The sequence below is a fragment of the Cereibacter johrii genome, assembly GCF_001720585.1.
Classification (GTDB): Bacteria; Pseudomonadota; Alphaproteobacteria; order Rhodobacterales; family Rhodobacteraceae; genus Cereibacter_A; species Cereibacter_A johrii.
Genome location: NZ_MABH01000236.1, coordinates 1 through 16,834 on the forward strand (window position 1 = coordinate 1; position 16,834 = coordinate 16,834).

15 protein-coding genes and 1 riboswitch are annotated in these 16,834 nt (G+C 70.0%); of the genes, 7 read left to right on the plus strand and 8 right to left on the minus strand.

Annotated features, from left to right (window positions below; all coding sequences use genetic code 11):
* The coding region (gene ygfZ, locus A9O63_RS19725; protein ID WP_141703127.1) for a CAF17-like 4Fe-4S cluster assembly/insertion protein YgfZ at nucleotides 1-414 on the plus strand (414 nt) is incomplete at its 5' end.
* Nucleotides 415-560: 146 nt separating this feature from the next.
* Here the strand turns inward: ygfZ and efp are convergent.
* Nucleotides 561-1,124 (minus strand): elongation factor P, encoded by a 564-nt coding sequence (gene efp / locus A9O63_RS19730; protein ID WP_002720412.1) that lies wholly within the window; start codon nucleotides 1,122-1,124, stop codon nucleotides 561-563.
* Nucleotides 1,125-1,332: 208 nt separating this feature from the next.
* Here efp and A9O63_RS19735 point away from each other — a divergent pair, with 208 nt between their 5' ends.
* Nucleotides 1,333-1,659 (plus strand): DUF6280 family protein, encoded by a 327-nt coding sequence (locus A9O63_RS19735; protein ID WP_002720413.1) that lies wholly within the window; start codon nucleotides 1,333-1,335, stop codon nucleotides 1,657-1,659.
* A 354-nt stretch (nucleotides 1,660-2,013) separates the two neighbouring features.
* Here the strand turns inward: A9O63_RS19735 and A9O63_RS19740 are convergent, their stop codons facing one another.
* The 3 genes from A9O63_RS19740 to A9O63_RS19750 form a co-directional block, all read right to left on the minus strand.
* Nucleotides 2,014-2,676, minus strand: coding sequence for a hypothetical protein (locus tag A9O63_RS19740; protein WP_069333023.1), 663 nt, complete (start codon nucleotides 2,674-2,676; stop codon nucleotides 2,014-2,016).
* Nucleotides 2,677-2,826: 150 nt separating this feature from the next.
* Complete coding sequence (locus A9O63_RS19745; protein WP_069333423.1) at nucleotides 2,827-4,227, minus strand: TolC family outer membrane protein; 1,401 nt, start codon at nucleotides 4,225-4,227, stop codon at nucleotides 2,827-2,829.
* Nucleotides 4,228-4,274: 47 nt separating this feature from the next.
* On the minus strand, nucleotides 4,275-4,928 hold the full coding sequence (locus A9O63_RS19750) for a protein-L-isoaspartate O-methyltransferase family protein (RefSeq protein WP_069333025.1): 654 nt from the start codon (nucleotides 4,926-4,928) through the stop codon (nucleotides 4,275-4,277).
* 167 nt (nucleotides 4,929-5,095) lie between these two features.
* On the opposite strand from A9O63_RS19750, the gene A9O63_RS19755 reads away from it, so the two are divergent.
* Nucleotides 5,096-6,478 carry an NAD(P)/FAD-dependent oxidoreductase gene (locus tag A9O63_RS19755; RefSeq protein WP_069333026.1) on the plus strand — a complete coding sequence of 461 codons (1,383 nt, stop codon included), beginning with the start codon at nucleotides 5,096-5,098 and terminating at the stop codon, nucleotides 6,476-6,478.
* Nucleotides 6,479-6,504: 26 nt separating this feature from the next.
* Here A9O63_RS19755 and dxs read toward each other — a convergent pair whose 3' ends face one another.
* Both dxs and A9O63_RS19765 read right to left on the minus strand, forming a co-directional pair.
* Nucleotides 6,505-8,406 (minus strand): 1-deoxy-D-xylulose-5-phosphate synthase, encoded by a 1,902-nt coding sequence (gene dxs / locus A9O63_RS19760; protein WP_084296082.1) that lies wholly within the window; start codon nucleotides 8,404-8,406, stop codon nucleotides 6,505-6,507.
* Nucleotides 8,406-9,662, minus strand: coding sequence for a metallophosphoesterase family protein (locus A9O63_RS19765; protein WP_069331396.1), 1,257 nt, complete (start codon nucleotides 9,660-9,662; stop codon nucleotides 8,406-8,408). Before A9O63_RS19765 ends, dxs begins: the two co-directional genes overlap by 1 nt.
* 328 nt (nucleotides 9,663-9,990) lie before the next feature.
* Nucleotides 9,991-10,169: riboswitch (cobalamin riboswitch) on the plus strand.
* A gap of 45 nt (nucleotides 10,170-10,214) precedes the next feature.
* On the opposite strand from A9O63_RS19765, the gene bluB reads away from it, so the two are divergent.
* On the plus strand, nucleotides 10,215-10,910 hold the full coding sequence (gene bluB, locus A9O63_RS19770) for a 5,6-dimethylbenzimidazole synthase (protein ID WP_069333424.1): 696 nt from the start codon (nucleotides 10,215-10,217) through the stop codon (nucleotides 10,908-10,910).
* Between the two features lie 447 nt (nucleotides 10,911-11,357).
* Here bluB and A9O63_RS19775 read toward each other — a convergent pair whose 3' ends face one another.
* Nucleotides 11,358-11,549: a hypothetical protein gene (locus A9O63_RS19775; RefSeq protein WP_069333425.1), complete on the minus strand. Its 192-nt coding sequence runs from the start codon at nucleotides 11,547-11,549 to the stop codon at nucleotides 11,358-11,360.
* 84 nt (nucleotides 11,550-11,633) lie between these two features.
* Nucleotides 11,634-13,733: a sensor histidine kinase gene (locus A9O63_RS19780; protein ID WP_069333426.1), complete on the minus strand. Its 2,100-nt coding sequence runs from the start codon at nucleotides 13,731-13,733 to the stop codon at nucleotides 11,634-11,636.
* A 396-nt stretch (nucleotides 13,734-14,129) separates the two neighbouring features.
* On the opposite strand from A9O63_RS19780, the gene A9O63_RS19785 reads away from it, so the two are divergent.
* From A9O63_RS19785 to A9O63_RS19795, 3 genes are read left to right on the plus strand one after another with little or no spacing between them, the layout of a single operon-like run.
* Nucleotides 14,130-15,077 carry an ABC transporter permease gene (locus A9O63_RS19785; RefSeq protein ID WP_069333427.1) on the plus strand — a complete coding sequence of 316 codons (948 nt, stop codon included), beginning with the start codon at nucleotides 14,130-14,132 and terminating at the stop codon, nucleotides 15,075-15,077.
* Nucleotides 15,070-16,014 (plus strand): iron chelate uptake ABC transporter family permease subunit, encoded by a 945-nt coding sequence (locus tag A9O63_RS19790; protein WP_069333428.1) that lies wholly within the window; start codon nucleotides 15,070-15,072, stop codon nucleotides 16,012-16,014. The genes A9O63_RS19785 and A9O63_RS19790 overlap by 8 nt, the downstream gene beginning before the upstream one ends.
* Complete coding sequence (locus tag A9O63_RS19795; RefSeq protein WP_069333429.1) at nucleotides 16,011-16,769, plus strand: iron ABC transporter ATP-binding protein; 759 nt, start codon at nucleotides 16,011-16,013, stop codon at nucleotides 16,767-16,769. Before A9O63_RS19790 ends, A9O63_RS19795 begins: the two co-directional genes overlap by 4 nt.
* Nucleotides 16,770-16,834: the final 65 nt, after the last annotated feature.

Sequence of the window (16,834 nt, forward strand, 5' to 3'; positions counted from 1 at the left end):
CTCGGCTGGCGCGGCTACGGGCTCGACGGCGGCGCCCCCGAAGTGGACTGGGACGCGATCCGCGTGGCCCATCTCATCCCCGAAAGCGGGCTCGAGCTGATCCCCGACGACAGCTACCTGCTCGAATCGGGCTTTGAGCGGCTGCACGGCGTGGACTTCCGCAAGGGCTGCTATGTGGGCCAGGAAGTGACCGCCCGCATGAAGCACAAGACCGAGCTGCGGAAGGGTTTGGTGCGCGTGAGCATCTCGGGCGAGGCACCGTTCGGAGCCGAGATCACCGCCGACGGCAAGCCCGCGGGCACGCTCTTCACCCGCTCGGGCGACCGCGCCATCGCCCATGTCCGCCACGACCGGGCCGAGGGCGAGATGCGCGCGGGCGAGGCCATCCTGCATCTGGATCCGCTCGCGGAGTGACGGCCACCCGCGGGGGGCTTTCCGCCCCCCGCACCCCCCGAGGATATTTGCGCCAGAATGAAGGAGGAGGGCCGTGCGCGGGGCGCGCCGCTCGGGCGGAGCCTGTGCCTGCGGGCCGGCCGATCCCGCCCCCGTGTCGAGGGCGGTCAGACGCGCTCGGAATATTCCATGAATTCGGTATGCACGAGGATCTCCTCGTCCGGTCCGATGAAGGGCGGCACCATGATCCGCATCCCGTTGTCGAGGATGGCCGGCTTGTAGCTGTTGGCGGCGGTCTGGCCCTTCACCACCGGCTCGGTCTCGACGACGCGGCAGCGGACCTTCGCCGGCAGCGTGACGTTCAGCGGCTCGTCGCCGAAATAGTTCACCGTGGCGACCATCCCGTCCTGCAGGAAGGGCCGCCGTTCGCCCAGAAGCTCGGCGTCGATCTCGACCTGTTCGAAGCTTTCGGCATCCATGAAGATCAGCCGGCCGTCGCTTTCATAGAGGAACTGCTGGTCCTTGTTCTCGAGTTCGGTGCGCTCCACCTTGTCCTCGGAGCGGAACCGCTCGTTCAACTTGCGCCCGTCGCGGAGGTTCTTGAGCTCCACCTGCGCGAAAGCCCCGCCCTTGCCGGGCTTCACATGGTTGACCTTCACGGCCGCCCAGAGTCCCCCGTCATGCTCGAGGATGAACCCCGGCTTGATCTCGTTTCCGTTAATCTTCGGCATGCTGCATCCCGGCGCGCTTGATCGGCTGTGGCGCTACGCTATATATGCCCCCGGATCGGGCGGCAATGCCTCTGGAAGCGGGGGCCGTCGGCTACGAGACTTGACCACAGTGCATGGCGGACATTCCAAACGGAACATCCTGAATCGCGGCTGGTTATGCATATTCGCCGAACGCCACAAGAGAAAAGAGCAAGAACAGGACAAACTCATGGCCGATTTCATTGACAGCACCGCTTTCAACTTCGAACAGGGGCAACGTGCCCGAAAACTGTTCGCTGCCGTGGTGCTGGCCGCGCTGGATGATGCCATCGCGGACGACAAGAAGTATGGCAACGGGCCGGAACAGATCGCCCGCTGGGCACGGTCGCGCGACGGGCGCGAAGTGCTTTCCTGCGCCGGGATCGACCCCAACGAGCGGGTCGTGAAGGGACTGATGGAATTTGTGAGCAAGGGCATCCGCACCTCGGTTGCGCTCTCGCGCGAAGAGAGCGAGCGGCGCCATGCGCTCGAAATGGATCAGGCCGAAGCGGCCTGAGCCATCCGCCATCGACAGGACGACGCGCCCTTCGGGGCGCGTTTTTCTTTGGGCGCATCGACCGGGGGCGAGGTTTTACCCGGCTTCGGCCGGGCCCTCTCAGACGCGGCGCGCACGCGCCTCGGCACTCCACGTCCGGGCTTGCGGTATCCCCAACTCGCTCTCGGGGCGGCGTCCTGGAGCATTCCCGGACAGGTCGAGGCGAAGAGGGTCGCGGCGATCCTCTCGCTCCGGGTCTCCGGTCGGGGGGCGGCGACACTCCCGCGTTTCACCGCATGGGAGACCATGGCAGATGGCCGGGCCGCGCCCGGCCGCCTTGGGGGCGACCTCGCCGATCGGCTCGGGCCGAGGTCGTCAGGAGGAATCGCGGGCCAGGAGCGCGCGATGGATCTCGGCGCGGATCAGCTTGCGGATGTTGCGGGTGATGCGCTCGCCCAACTCGCCCTGAAGCTCCTCGCGGATCACGGCCTGCACCATCGCGCGCAGACGGTCGTCCTCGAGATCGAGCGCCCCCTCGGAGGCGGCGGGCGCCCGCGCGGCGGCTGACACAGGCAGGCGGGTCTCGCGATCCGCCGTGGCAGCCTCCTGCTGCTGGCGCGCCTCCTCTCCGGCCGCGCTCCGTCCAGCGCGCGGATCCTGCGGGACCGGATCGGCAGCCGGCTCCGCCTCCGGCGCGGCGGGTGAGCCCGCCTTCTCCATCCCGTCCGGTTCGGCCGGGGACGCATGGGGCGCCGTGAGATCCACCCGCGCCGCTCCACCAGCGAGGCTCACGACCGTCGCAGGCCGGATGAAGGGCGCGCCGGTCTCGGGATCGCTCTCGGGCAGCCAGTCCTCCTCGGCCTCCATGAAGGGCGCCGGCGGCACGGGATCGGCCGGCGTCACCACCCGAAGCGCCGGGGTCAGGACCAAGGGATCGGGGCCGACCGGCAGGGGCTCGCCTCCCGCGCCCTCGGCCACCAGCCGACGGATCGAGGACAGAACATCCCCATACTCCACATTGGTCATGCGTTCCGTCATCTGGCTCTCCGGTCCTGGCATCTTCTCAGTCTAAGAGGCATGGGCCTCCGGCACAAGTTCCGGTCGGGGAAGGGTCGATACCCGCCCATGCACGCCAAAAAGGAAACGGGGCCGGACTGTCCGACCCCGCGCCCCGCAAGAAGGAAAGTCTCAGTTCCGGCCGATCGACTTCAGCACGCGGTCGAGCCGCTTGCCCTGCGAGCTGGTGGCCGGCGCGTTCTTCACGGCATTGTAGTAGGCCGCCGGATCGTAGGTCGGAATGCCAAGATTGAGATGTTCGACGGTGAGCAGCCCCATCGAGGCCAGCACCTGATACATGCCCACATAGCGCTGCGCCTCGGCGGTGAGACGGTCGGCCTGCGCGTTCAGGAGGTCCTGCTCGGCGTTCAGCACGTCGAGCGTGGTCCGGGCGCCGAGCGTCGCTTCCTCGCGCACGCCCTCGAAGGCGGTGCGGGCGGCGCGCACTTCTTCGTCACCCGCGGCGATGGCGGCGGAGGCCACCTCGACCGTCGACCAGGCGATGCCCACATTCTGCGCCACGTTCACGCCGGTCTGCAGCAGGTTCGCCTTCTGCGCATCGCGGTTGGCGAGCGTCTGGCGGTAGAGCGCGGACAGTTCGCCCCCGGCATAGAGCGTGTGCCGGAGCGAGAGACCGACGCTGGCCGATTCCTGCCCTTCGTCGTCGAGTCCCACATTCGCCTCGGCGCTGATCGAGGGGCGCATCGCGGCCTTGGCGCGCGCCACGTTCAGATCGGCCGCCGCCACCTGCCGCTGGGCCTGACGCACCTGCGGATGGGCGCGGAGCGCGACCTGACGGGCCGCCTCGACGGTCGCGGCGGTGCGCGGCGCGGCGGGACGCGGCGCGAGATCGACCGGATAATGGCCCACCGCGGCCTTGTAGGCCTCGCGTGCCACCACGAGATCGCCCTCGGCCGAGGTCAGGTCGGACCGCGAGGCCGCCAGCGCGGCCTGGGCCTGCGACACGTCGGTGCGCGTGACCTCGCCCACGTCGAACCGGTCCTGCGCCGCCTGCAGTTCCTGATCGATCAGCCCGAGGTTGTTGCGCCGCAGATTGACGATGGATTGCGCGAGCTGCACCTGCACATAGGCATTGACCGCATCGAGCAGCACGTTCTGCTCGACCTGCACCAGCGCCTCGCGGGTGGCCAGCACCGTCTCCTTGGCGGCCTCGACGGCGAGCGCGTTGCGCCCGAAGTCATAGAGCGTCATCGAGGCGGTGAGCCCGACCGAGGAGTTCAGGTTCTCCACGTTGCTGCGTCCTGCGGGGGTCACGAGCGTCGCATCCGCATGAACCCGCTGGAAGCTGTAGGTCGATTGCGCGACGAACTGCACGACGGGGCGGAGCGCCGCGACGGCCACCGCCACATCCTCGTCGGTCGCCCGCAGAAGCGCGCGATTCTGTTCGAGGAGGTTGCTGCTGCGGTAGGCGGAGATAAGGGCATCGGCGAGCGTCTCCGCCTGTGCCGCGGACGAGGCCATCACCGCCAGAGCCGAGCAGGTCGCCACGGCCCACAGTCTGATCTTTCTCATTGCCCTCTCCACTGTCCCGTCAATCTCTTGTTTCTGAAAGACTTGCCTTACAACGCAAAATCGCGCTTCACCTCGAACCCCGGCAGGACCGGGGCACTGGCATTGAAAACCGGGCGCCAGGTGATCGCCCCGTCGACCTTGTATCCGATGCGGGCCACGCCGAGCGGGCCTTCCATGAAGATGCAGCCGATCCGGCCGCCTTCCTTCAGCTGGTCGAGCAGCGCCTGCGGCACCGTCTCGACCGCGCCTTCGACCGTGATGACATCATAGGGCCCGTGCTTGGCGGCCCCGCTGGTCAGGGGGCCCACGATCACGGCCGCATTGTCCACGCCCTCGGCCGAGAGGGTGCGCTGCGCCTCGGCGGCAAGCTGCTCGTCCTCCTCGAGGCCCACGACCGCTTCCGCCAGCCGGGCGATCACGGCGCAGGAATAGCCGAGCCCGCAGGCCACATCGAGCACCGATTCCACCGGCTGGATGTTCAGCGTGTCGAGCAGCTTCGCGAAGGTCCGCGGCTCGAGCAGGACGCGGTTCGGCGCCACCACCACGTTCTCGCTCATGTAGGCGACTTCCCGCAGGGGGCGCGGCACATAGACCTCGCGCGGCACGGTCAGCATCGCATCGATGATCGGAAACTTGGTCACGTCCGAAGGGCGGATCTGCGTGTCCACCATCATCATGCGCCGCGTCGCAAAATCCGTCATCTGCCAAGCTCTTCCGTCCGCTACAGTCTCCATCCTCTTGCCACAGATGCGCAGGCGCGGCAACAGACGGCGGAACGGGTTTATCCACAGAGTGGCCGCCATCACACGCCCTTGCGAGCGGCCGTCCGCCCGTCCACTCTGCGCAGGCACAGAGCCGGAGCCCTGCCATGACGCCCTCTCCCGCCCGCAACGGCGACATTTCCTTCTGGTATGCCGACATCGGCGGGGTGCCGCAGCCGCGGCCTCCGCTGGCGGGCGATGCGCGGGCCGATGTCTGCATCGTGGGGGCGGGCTACACCGGGCTCTGGACGGCGCTCTATCTGAAGGAGCAGGCGCCCGAGCTCGAGGTGCTGGTGCTGGAGAAGGAATTCGCGGGCTTCGGTGCCTCGGGGCGCAATGGCGGCTGGCTCACCGGCAGCTTCGCCTGGACGCACGACCGGTATCTCTCGACCGGGACGGCCGAGGGCGTGCGCGCGATGGTGGCCGCCATGAGCGGCACGGTGGACGAGGTGATCCGGGTGGCCGAGGCCGAGGGGATCGATGCCGACATCCACCGGACCGACGAGCTCATGGTGGCGGTGACGCCCGCACAACGGGCCCGCGCCGAGGCCGAGGTGCGCCACCGCCAGAGCTGGGGCGAAGAGCGGGTGTCCTTCCTCGAGGCGGACGCGGTGGCGCGGCGCATCCGCATTCCGAAGACGGAAGGGGCCATGGTGGTGGGCGGCGTCGCACGGGTGCAGCCCGCCAAGCTCGTCCGCGGCCTCGCCGCCGCCGCCGAGAGGCGCGGCGTGCGGATCGCGGAAGGCACCGAGGTGCTGGGCATCGCCCCCGGTCGGGTCGAGACCCGGCGGGGCACCGTGCAGGCGCCCATCATCCTGCGTGCGACCGAGGGCTTCACCGCCACCCTGCCCGGCACGAAGCGCGACTGGCTGCCGCTCAACTCGGCCCAGATCGTGACCGAGCCGCTGCCGCCCGAGGTCTGGGATCGGATCGGCTGGGAGGGGGCCGAGATCCTCGGCGACATGGCCAATGCCTATTGCTACTGCCAGCGCACGCGCGAGGGGCGGATCGCGGTCGGCGCGCGCGGGCGGGCCTACCGCATGGGCTCGCGGATCGACGAGCGGGGCGAGGCCGATGCCGTCACCGTGGCCCATCTTCTCAAGCGGCTGCAGCGGCATTTCCCGGGCGCGGCCGAGGCGCGGATCGACCATTCCTGGTGCGGGGTGCTGGGCGTGCCGCGCGACTGGTGCGCGACCGTGGGCCTCGATCCCACCACGGGCATCGGCTGGGCGGGCGGCTATGTGGGCGTCGGGGTCTCGACCTCGAACCTCGCGGCGCGCACGCTGGCCGATCTCGCGCTCAAACGCGACACAGCGCTGACGCGGTTGCCGTGGGTCAACCGCCGTGTCCGCCGGTGGGAGCCCGAGCCGCTGCGCTGGCTGGGCGTGCGGGGCATGTATCGGCTGCTCGAGGCCGCCGACCGGCAGGAAGAGGCGGGCGGCCCGCCCTCGTGGCTCGCGGCCCTGGGCCACAGGCTCGCGGGGCGCTGACCGGCCAGCCGGTCAGCGCTGCGGGATCAGACCGCCCGCGGCTTTGCCGTCTGCCGGAGAGGCATCACGCGCCCCCGGGCGAGCGCGCCCCGCGCCGTGGCCGCGATGTCTTCGGCCCGCAGCCCCGCATCGGCATACATGTCCTCGGGGCTCGCCTGCTCGATGAAGCGGTCGGGCAGCGTCATGACCCGCAGCGCGAGGCCCCCGTCGAACCCGCCCGAATTGGCGAGATAATGCATGACATGGGCGCCGAAGCCGCCCATGGCCCCCTGCTCCACCGTCACCAGCGCCGCATGATGGCGCACCAGCTGGTCGATCAGCCCCGTGTCGAGCGGGCGCGAGAAGCGGGCGTCGGCCACGGTCACGCTCACCCCCTCGGCCTCGAGGAGTTTCGCCGCCTGCAACGCCTCGTGCAGATGCGCGCCGAAGGACAGGATCGCCACATCCGTCCCCTCGCGCACCACCCGGCCCCGGCCGAGTTCCAGCACGGTCCCGCGCTCGGGCATCTCGACGCCCACCCCCTCGCCCCGCGGGAAGCGGAAGGCGATGGGGCCCTCGTCGAAGGCCACGGCGGTGGCGATCATGTGGATGAGCTCGGCCTCGTCGGCCGCGGCCATCACGGTCATGTTCGGGAGCGTGGTCAGGAAGCCCACGTCGAAGGCCCCCGCATGGGTCGCGCCATCGGCGCCCACGAGGCCCGCGCGGTCGATCACGAAGCGGACGGGAAGGTTCTGCAGCGCCACGTCATGGGCGATCTGGTCGTAGCCGCGCTGCAGGAACGAGGAATAGATCGCGCAGAAGGGCTTCATCCCGGCCCCGGCGAGGCCCGCCGCGAAGGTCACGGCATGCTGCTCGGCGATGCCCACGTCGAAGACGCGGTTCGGGAAGCGTTTCTGCATGATATCGACGCCGGTGCCCGAGGGCATGGCGGCGGTGATGGCCACGATGCGCGGATCGCGCGCGGCCTCCTCGGTCAGCGTGGTGCCGAAGACCTTGGTGTAGTTCGGCGCGTTGGCGACCGACTTCTTCTGCTCGCCCGTGACGGGGTCGAACTTGTTCACCCCGTGATACTTGTCGGGGGCGTTCTCGGCGGGGGCGTAGCCCTTGCCCTTCTTCGTCACCACATGGATGAGCACGGGCCCCGTGGTACGCGCCCGCGCCGCGCGCAGCGTCTGGAGGAGCGCCTCCATGTCGTGGCCGTCGATGGGGCCGACATAGGTGAAGCCCAGCTCCTCGAAGAGCGTGCCCCCGCCCGGCATCCCGGTCACGAGCTGGCCGGCCTCCGCCTCGCGCGCGAGCTTCTGGATCGCGCCGGCCGACACATCCAGCCGCCGCCGCTCCGCATCCAGTTCGGCCAGCCGCTTCTTCGCATCCGAAAGCCAGCCGCTGCGCTTGCCGCTGCGGTGAAAGCCGTCGAGGCTCGTGCGGATCGTCTCGAGCCGGGGGCTCAGCTGGGCCAGCCCCGCACTCGCCGAGAAGAGCATCTCGCCCAGATCGCCGCGGCTCGCGAGGATGCTGTCTCCGCCCTTCTCCAGCGTGTCGTCGTCGAGCGAGAACATGGCCGAATAGCCCTCGCGCGTGAGGCCGCCCAGCGCCGATTGCAGCAGCGCCTCGGGCACCGGCTGGTCGTGCGCGTCAAGCAGGCTGCCGTTGTTGCGCTTCACCCGGGCCAGATCGAGCGCGCCGCCCGCATGGCCGAGCCGCGCGCCCACGCGCATCGTGGGGCCGGGGTGGCGGAAGTCGTAGCGGGTGCGGAGCGGGATGCCGAAGAGGAGGTCGAGCCAGGCCGAGAAGAGCGTGGACTTGCCCGCCTCGTTCGGCCCGTAGACCACATGCAGGTCCGGCTCGCCCGGCGCAGGCGCGGGAAACTCGAGCCGCCGGTCCATGAAGTGGCCGTAGCGGGTGAGGTCGAGCCGGTCGAGGCGCATCAGTCCGACGTCTCCGCCGCAAGCTGCGCGAGGATCAGGGGCGTTCCCTCGGCCAGAAGGGCGCGGCAGAGCGCGGCCATCGCCTCCTCGTCCTGTCCCAGCAGATCGCGCGCCTCGGGCGGCAGGTCGCGCGCCAGCTCCTGCGCGGCCGCGAGGAGCGCGACGTTCAGGGCAGGATCCTCGGGCAGATCCTCCTGAACGAGACGGACGAGATCCTCGGGCAGGGCCGCCCCCGGCAGCTCTGCCCCTTCCTCGGAAAGCCGCAGCTCGAGCTTGTCGATCCAGAGCCTGCGTCCCGCAGAGAGGGCGCGCGCCTCCTCGGCCAGCCGGTCGCGGTCGCGCGCGATGCGCCAGGCGAGCGGGGTGGCCCCGGTCAGCACCGGGCGCAGCACGAGATGGTCGGCCGCGCGCGGCGCCTCGGCCGCGGCGCGGAGCGCCCGGTCGAGATGCGCCAGCAGGTCGGACCAGTCGGAAATCCCCGTGCAGTCGAGCGGCAGCCGGTCGAAGCGCAGCGGCGCCACGCTGCGCTCCTCGAGCGTGACCGCCCCGTCGTCGCCCACCCTGACCAGCGTGACCGAGGTTGCGCCCGCCTCGCCGATGTCGCGCCCCTGCGGCGTGCCCGGCATCACCACCGTCGCGCGCCCGCTGTGCACGAAGCGGCGGTGGATATGGCCGAGCGCCCAGTAATCGTAGCCGTGGGCCTCGAGCTCGGCGAGGCTGCAGGGCGCGTAGGGATCGTGCCCCGGGCTGCCGTTCAGGCTCGTGTGCATGAGGCCTATGTTGAACGCCCCCGGCTTCGGCGCCGGATAGCGCGGCAGCAGGCTCTCGGGCGCGTGCGGTTCGCGGAAGCTCAGCCCATGGAGGGCCACCGGCTGACCGTCGATCGTGAGCTCGACCGTCGCGGGGCGGGCGCCGAAGACGGTGGTGTTGGCCGGCGCCTCGAGCTCGCCCGTCTGCCGCGCCAGCGCATCGTGATTGCCGCGCAGGATATAGCAGCCGATCCCCGCGGCCTCGAGCCGCAAAAGCTCCTGCTTGAGAAAGCGGGGGGTCTTGGTCGAGCTGTAGGTTCCGTCCCAGAGGTCGCCCGCGATCACGAGGAAGGCCACCGCCTCGGCAAGGCAGAGATCCACGATGCGCGAAAAGGCGGTGCGCGAGGCCACGCCGATCTCGGCCGCAAGCTCGGGATCGCGCAGCGCCATCGCCCGCAGCGGCGCGTCGAGATGAAGATCGGCCGTGTGAAGGAACGTGAACGCCAAGAGACCTGCCTGCGGAACGCGCCCCTCCGGACGCCTTGGGCGACTATGGGGCGGGGCGCCGCGGCCTTCAAGGCTTCGGGGAAGGGCGGGCGGGCCTCACGGGGCCACCGACGCCCGCTTTCCGAGCTGTCCGGCGTGGCAGAGGACGGTTCGGCAGAGACGGGACGCTTTACGGCTGCCCGTGCCCGTGGGCCGTCGGCTCCTCGGGCGGGGCATTCCGTCGCGGGGCTTCGATCCGGGGCCGCGGAAATGGCTCGGATCCTCCGCCCCGCTGCCGGGTCGGGGGGGCGGCTTTCGATGCGGGCGGTTGCCCGGGCGCTCCGGTTCTGCTTTGTGGCAGGGGTCAGGTGCCGCCTTCGGGCGGAGAATCGGGAAGCCGGTGGAAATCCGGCGCGGGCCCGCCGCTGTGACGGGGATGCTCCGGGCAGAAGGCCACCGGTTCGCCGGGAAGGCGCCCGGCGGCAGATGAACCGGAGCCAGAAGACCGGCCTGACGCAGAGGTTCCCGCCGCGTGGACGGCGGCGGGATCGTCACGAACCAAGGAGCGATCCCATGCCGGATTTTCCTCCCCCCGTCGAGCCGCGCCCGGCGCGCCGTTTCACTGAAACCGAGCGTCAGGCGCTCCATGACATCATTGCCGAGCGGCGCGACGTGCGCGACGAGTTCCTGCCCGATCCGGTGGATCCTCAGGCGCTGCGCCGGGTGCTCGAGGCCGCGCATCGCGCGCCCTCGGTGGGCTTCATGCAGCCCTGGAACTTCCTCCTGATCCGCGATGCCGCGCGCAGGGCCGAGGTCCACGAGGCCTTCCGCCGCGCCAATGACGAGGCGGCGCTGCTCTTTCCCGAGGAGAAGCGCGACACCTACCGCGCGCTGAAGCTGCAGGGCATCCTGAAGGCGCCGCTCAACATCTGCGTCACCTGCGACCGCGACCGCTGCGGCGAGGTGGTGCTGGGGCGCACCCACAATCCCGAGATGGATCTCTATTCGACCGTCTGTGCGGTGCAGAACCTCTGGCTCGCCGCGCGGGCCGAGGGGCTGGGGGTGGGCTGGGTCAGCATCTACCGCGAGGAGGAGCTGCGGGCGATCCTCGGCATCCCCGAGCGCGTCAAGATCGTGGCCTATCTCTGCGTGGGCCATGTGGACCGCTTCTACAGCGCGCCGGAACTGGCGTTGAAGGGCTGGCGTCAGCGGCTGCCGCTCGATGATCTCCTCATGGAAGAAGGCTGGCAGGCCGACCGCGCCCTGTGAGGGCGCGGGCAGGGTCTTGCCCTCGACTGCCGTTCGCGCCTCGAACCTTTGTCGAGGGCGCCAGCCTCACGGGCGGGACACCACTCCCGGGACGCGGAGGTGACCCGCTCCCGGCGACCGATGCTCTACCTTCGCAGACGGCCGCGCCATGAGGGGAAGGGGTGCGCAGCGCATCCAGCCGGATCGCGGGCGGGACGGCCTTCCCGCGCAAGGGGCAGGCAGACGGTCGCGCCATGAGTGGAAGGGATGCGCAGCGCATCCCTTTCGGTTCGCGCGGGCGGGCCTACCGGCGCAGGGGGGAAGGCAGATGCCGCGAGCAGCGCTCGCCGTGGAAGCCCCTCCGGCAGAGGCCGCTCCTCCGGGCGGCCGCCTCTTCGCCGGTTCGGCCCGACGCGCTTCGAGAGTCGCCCATGCGGAACCGGCAGGGTCCGCGAACCGCCTGCGGCCTCACTGGCCGGAGGGGCGCCGCGCGCGCAGCATGAGCGAGAGAAGGATGAGCACGAAGCCCGCCGCGAGCAGAGCGAGGCCGAGGCCCGCGTGGCCGCCCGCTTCGGTCAGGCCGAGTTGCCACACAAGGACGATCGCCGGCAGGCCGGTCAGGAGCCCGCGGCGGGCGAGGCGACAGGGGGTGCAGGACATCCGGGTCTCCCTTCGGTTCGATCCCTGGGCCTCCTGCAGGAATCGTGCCGAAGCTGCGCACCCCTCGGGGCGCGCCGGGTGCGATCAGGCCGCGCCCGGCGTGCCCTGACGGGTGCGCGGGATGCGGAGCAGGAAGATCGTCCCCTTGCCCGGTGTGCTCTCGAGGCTCAGGCGGCAGCCGCTGACCTCGGCCAGTCGCTGCGCGATGGTCATGCCGATGCCCGCGCCGCTGATGGCGCCGTTCTCGTGCCCGAGCCGCTGGAAGGGCTGGAAGACCTCGGCCTGCCGGTCTGTCGCGATGCCGAGGCCGGTGTCGCGGATCGACAGATCCACCGTGTCGGGGGCGCCTAGGCCGAAGCTGACCTCCACGAGACCGCCGGGCAGGTTGTACTTGACCGCGTTCGACAGAAGCTGGTCGAGGATGCGCCGGAGCAGGGCCGGATCGCTCACCACCGAGGGCAGCGGCGCCTCGGGCGCCAGGATGCGCAGGGTCACGCGCATGCGTTCGGCATCGGGCCGCGCGCGGGACAGCGCCTCTTCGACCAGCGGCATCAGATCCATCGAGCTGGTCGCAAGGCGCAGGTCGCGATGTTCGAGCCGGCTGAGTTCCAGCACCGCATCCACCAGCTTCACCAGGGTCCATCCCGCGGTCGAGATCGCCTGCACCTGCTGGAGCCGCTCGCCGTCGAGCTTTCGGCCCGCCGAGGCCTCGAGCAGTTCGGCATAGCCGATGATCGCGGTCAGGGGCGTGCGCAGCTCGTGGCTCATGGACGACAGGAAGTTGGATTTGGCCCGGTTCGCCGCGTCGAGCTTGTCGCCCATGGTGGCGAGATGCTCGCCCACGGTCTGCAACTCCTGGATCTCGAACGGCGCCGAGGGGGGAACGGTGCCGCCCTCGCTGATGAGGACCATCCGCTGCTCGAGATCCCCGAGCGGCCGGGCCACGCGCGCACTCATCGCGACGGACCGGCGCCAGAGATAGGCGAAGAAGCCCGCGTAGAAGAGAACGAGGATCGCCACCATGCTCGTGCTGACGAAGCCCAGCTGGTCGCGCAGGTTCGTGGCCTCGGTCAGCAGGCTCCGTTCGCTCGTGAGCAGGAGGAGCCGCCAGTTCGGCCCCGCGACGGTGGACCAGGCGGCAATCATCGGCTCCTGCAGGTCGACCTTCGAGACGCCCGCCGGCTCGGCCTGCATCTGGAGCGCGATCGACGCCAGATCGGGCCTGCGGAAGATGTTGAATTCGGCGGGCTTGAACTTGTCCTGAAGGATCGCCTCGGCATAGCTGTAGCCGATGAGCTCGCTCATGCCCAGCCGATCCTCGCCCTTCGGAGGCAGGGCCAGGATCGTGCCGTCGCGGCCGATCAGGACCGCAAAGCCGTCGCCCGGCAGCTTGATGTCGAGCACCTGTTCGACGATCGTCTTGATGGTGACGTCGATACCCACCACCGCCTCGAGCCGGTCCGGCCCATAGACCGGCGCGATCGAGGAGACCATCCAGCCGTCTCCGGCCGGATCCACATAGGCATCGGTCCAGACCGCCCCGCCCGACGGATTGTGCGCGCGATCGGCCTCGTAGTAGAAATTGTAACTCGGGATATCCATCTTCGGCGGATAGATGTCGAGCACGTCGAAGTAGGGATAGATCCGGTTATAGGAATCCCGTGTGTTCAGATAAAGCTGGGCAATCAGCGGGTCGCTGTCCTTGATGGATTTCATCAGCGGATCGAGCCGCACCGTGCGCCAGACCTTTTCGCGCTCGGCCTCGCCGACCGGGACAATTCCGGAATAGAAGACGGCCGCTCCGCCCGTGTCCTTCGTCGTGTAGAAGACCCCCTCCGGCGAGAGGCTGTGGCGTGCCTTTTCCTCATCCGATACCGTGCCCGGCGTGGCGAGCGCACGGGCGGTTTCTTCCGAGAAGATCCGGGTGGTGGCGCTGATGCTCTGCAACCTGTGGGCAATGATATTCGCCTCACGGGTCGAGTCGTCGCGCAGCATCGTCTCGGAAATGCGGGTGATCGCCGAGGCGCTCCGGTCGTAGACCACCCGGCTCGTGATGAGATAGACGCCGACGAAGCCGAATTCGATCAGCAGAAGCGGAAAGAGAGCGGCCTTGATATAGGAGCGCCAGAGCCACTTGTTCAGCGGAATCGGCCCATGCCCTTTGGCATCGATTGTCCGTGGCATGAGTGGCGATTCCCGGGAAACTCAGACGCTACGATTGCAGCTAGCCTTGTGCCCCAAAGCTGTAAAGATTTCGCCCCAAGAGAGAGGGGCCGCGGCTCTTTGGAAGGGGGGTGCTCTCCAAAGGTAATCGGGTCGTCCCTCGTCGCACCGATTGCGGCCTTGCCCCTGACAGCACGAGCAAATCGTTGCCGGTTCGATGCGGAGGATGCGAGGTCTCCGCCGCCCGGAAGGGTGATCGGCCGCACTGGACCCCGGCTGCGGGGGCGGTTATCCGTCGTGGTGTCGCGTGGAGCCAGTTCCAGCCACACGCCGGAACCCTTCGGGAGATCTGCGCGATGATCCGACCCTTCTCGGCCGGCCTCGGCTCGGGCCTCTCCGGGCGGGAGCGGGGCTGACATGGCCTTCCGCCTGGCCCTCATGGCTCTTTTGCCGCTGGCGGTGCTGAGCCTCTTCGTCGGGGCCGCGGGGCTCGGCCCGGCGGCCCTCTGGTCCGATCCGCAGGGGCACCTCCTTCTGATCGTCTCGCGCCTGCCGCGCACGCTGGCGGTGATCCTCACCGGCGCGGCGCTCGCGGTGGCGGGCGTCGTCATGCAGCAGCTCGTGCGCAACCGCTTCGTCGAGCCCGGCACCACGGGCACCGCCGAGGGCGCGGCCATCGGGCTGATCGCCGTCACGCTGCTCGCGCCCGGCGCGGCGCTCTGGGTGAAGATGATCGTGGCCAGCCTCGCCGCCATGGCGGGCACCGGCCTCTTCCTCGCGCTGATCCGCCGCCTGCCGCCGCGGGAGATCCTGCTGGTGCCGCTGGTGGGCCTCATCCTCTCGGGCGTCCTGCAGTCGGCCGCGACCTTCGTCGCCTGGCAGGCGGACATGATGCAGCTCGTGGGGATCTGGCTCATGACGGGCGAATTCTCGGGCGTGCTCGCGGGGCGCTACGAGCTTCTGTGGCTGGCCGGAGCCGCGGCGGGGCTTGCCTTCTTCGCCGCCGACCGGTTCGCGATCCTGGGCCTCGGCGAGCGGACGGCGGTGGGGCTCGGGCTCGATGCGAGAGGCGTGATGCGGCTTGGGCTGCTCGTGGTGGCGGTGGTGACGGCGATGGTGGTGGTGACGGTGGGCATGGTGCCCTTCGTGGGCCTCGTGGTGCCGAACCTCGTCAACCGGATCATGGGCGACGACCTGCGCGCGACCCTGCCGGTGGTGGCAGCGGGGGGCGGGGCGCTGGTGCTGGCCTGCGATCTGATCGGCCGCCTCGTGCGCTATCCCTACGAGCTGCCGGTGGGCACGGTGCTCGGCGTGCTGGGCTCGCTCCTCTTCCTCTGGCTGCTCTGGAGGCCCGCGCGTGGATAGGTCGCTCCGCTGGCTCGTGCCGATCTGCCTTGTCGCCGCCGGGCTCTATCTCTTCTGGGGGCTCCGGGCGGCGAACTGGGCCTTCGTGCTGGAGCTGCGGGCCACGCGGCTCGCGGCGCTGACGGTGGTGGGCGCCTCGGTGGGGGTGGCCACGGTGCTTTTCCAGACGGTGAGCACCAACCGCATCCTCACGCCCTCGATCATGGGCTTCGATGCGCTCTATGTGCTGATGCAGACCGCGGGGGTGGCATTTCTGGGCATCTCGGGCTTCGCGGCCCTGCCGGGCGGCCCGAAGTTCCTGCTCGAGACCGCGGGGCTGGTCGCGGCGGCGCTGCTCCTCTTCGGCACGCTCCTTGGCCGGGGGGCGCAGGATCTGCCGCGGATGATCCTGACCGGCGTGATCTTCGGGATCCTCTTCCGCTCGGCCGCGGGCTTCGTGGGGCGCCTGCTCGATCCGAACGCCTATGCGGTGGTGCAGCAGGCGAGCTTCGCCACCTTCTCGCAGGTGGAGCCGGGTCTTCTGCCCTGGGCGGGGCTGCTTGCGCTGTCGGCGATGGGCTTCGCGCTGGCGCTGGCGCCGCGGCTCGATGTGCTGGCGCTGGGGCGGCGGACATCGGTGCCGCTGGGGCTCGCGCATGACCGGCTCGCGCTCCTGACGCTGGGGCTCGTGGCGGTTCTGGTCGCGAGCGCCACCGCGCTCGTGGGCCCGATCGGCTTTTTCGGGCTGATCGTGGCCTCGCTCGCCCATGCGCTGACCGAGCGGGCGCGCCATGCGGCGCTGCTGCCCGCGGCGGCGCTGTCGGCCGTGGCGCTCCTCGTGGGGGGACAGTTCCTCTTCGAGCGGCTTCTGCACCTCGAAGGCACGCTCAGCATCGTGGTCGAGCTTGCGGGCGGGCTCTTCTTCCTGTGGCTTCTGATGAAGGGACGGATCCGATGATCGAGCTTGAGGGCGTGGGCCACCGGATCGACGGGGCCGAGATCCTGACCGATGTGACGACGCGGCTGCCGAAGGGGGCTCTCACGGCCCTGATCGGGCCGAACGGGGCGGGGAAGTCCACGCTGCTGTCGCTCATCGCGCGGCTCGCGCCGCTGGGGCAGGGCCAGATCCGCGTGGACGGGCTCGACGTGGCCCGCACCCCCTCGCGCCAGCTTGCGCTGAAGATGGCGGTGCTCGGGCAGGAGACGGCGGTGGGCAGCCGCCTCAGGGTGCATGAGCTGGTGGGCTTCGGCCGCTGGCCGCACCATCAGGGCCGCCGCACGCCCGCCGATGCGGCGGCGGTCGAGGAGGCCATCGCGGTGTTCGATCTCGGCCCGCTCGCCGACCGCTTCCTCGACGAGCTCTCGGGCGGCCAGCGCCAGCGCGCCTTCCTCGCCATGACCTTCGCGCAGGGAACGGACTGGCTCCTGCTCGACGAGCCGCTGAACAATCTCGACATGGCCCATGCCCGCGCCCTTCTGTCGCGGCTGAACGACCTCGTCCGCGCCGGGGGCCGCAGCGTCGTCGTGGTGATGCATGACGTGAACTATGCCGCCGCCTGGGCCGACCACATCCTCGCCCTGAAGGACGGGCGGATCGCGGCCGAAGGACCGCCGGCCGAGGTGCTGACGACCCCGATCCTGCACCGGCTCTACGGCATCGAGATGGAGGTGGCCGAGCATCGCGGACGGCCTCTGGTGCTGCACCACGCCTGAGCGGGCGCGGTTGACTCGGCCGCGGGAGGCTAATACTAGCGATTTACTCAGGTATCGCGGCCCCG

Bases quoted from the DNA above. Each gene is read 5' to 3' on its own strand.
- A9O63_RS19780 (WP_069333426.1), bottom strand. From the start codon at position 13,733: ATGCCACGGACAATCGATGCCAAAGGGCATGGGCCGATTCCGCTGAAC.
- A9O63_RS19775 (WP_069333425.1), bottom strand. From the start codon at position 11,549: ATGTCCTGCACCCCCTGTCGCCTCGCCCGCCGCGGGCTCCTGACCGGC.
- efp (WP_002720412.1), bottom strand. From the start codon at position 1,124: ATGCCGAAGATTAACGGAAACGAGATCAAGCCGGGGTTCATCCTCGAG.
- bluB (WP_069333424.1), top strand. From the start codon at position 10,215: ATGCCGGATTTTCCTCCCCCCGTCGAGCCGCGCCCGGCGCGCCGTTTC.
- A9O63_RS19750 (WP_069333025.1), bottom strand. From the start codon at position 4,928: ATGACGGATTTTGCGACGCGGCGCATGATGATGGTGGACACGCAGATC.
- dxs (WP_084296082.1), bottom strand. From the start codon at position 8,406: ATGCGCCTCGACCGGCTCGACCTCACCCGCTACGGCCACTTCATGGAC.
- A9O63_RS19740 (WP_069333023.1), bottom strand. From the start codon at position 2,676: ATGACGGAACGCATGACCAATGTGGAGTATGGGGATGTTCTGTCCTCG.
- A9O63_RS19745 (WP_069333423.1), bottom strand. From the start codon at position 4,227: ATGAGAAAGATCAGACTGTGGGCCGTGGCGACCTGCTCGGCTCTGGCG.
- A9O63_RS19735 (WP_002720413.1), top strand. From the start codon at position 1,333: ATGGCCGATTTCATTGACAGCACCGCTTTCAACTTCGAACAGGGGCAA.
- A9O63_RS19795 (WP_069333429.1), top strand. From the start codon at position 16,011: ATGATCGAGCTTGAGGGCGTGGGCCACCGGATCGACGGGGCCGAGATC.
- A9O63_RS19785 (WP_069333427.1), top strand. From the start codon at position 14,130: ATGGCCTTCCGCCTGGCCCTCATGGCTCTTTTGCCGCTGGCGGTGCTG.
- A9O63_RS19755 (WP_069333026.1), top strand. From the start codon at position 5,096: ATGACGCCCTCTCCCGCCCGCAACGGCGACATTTCCTTCTGGTATGCC.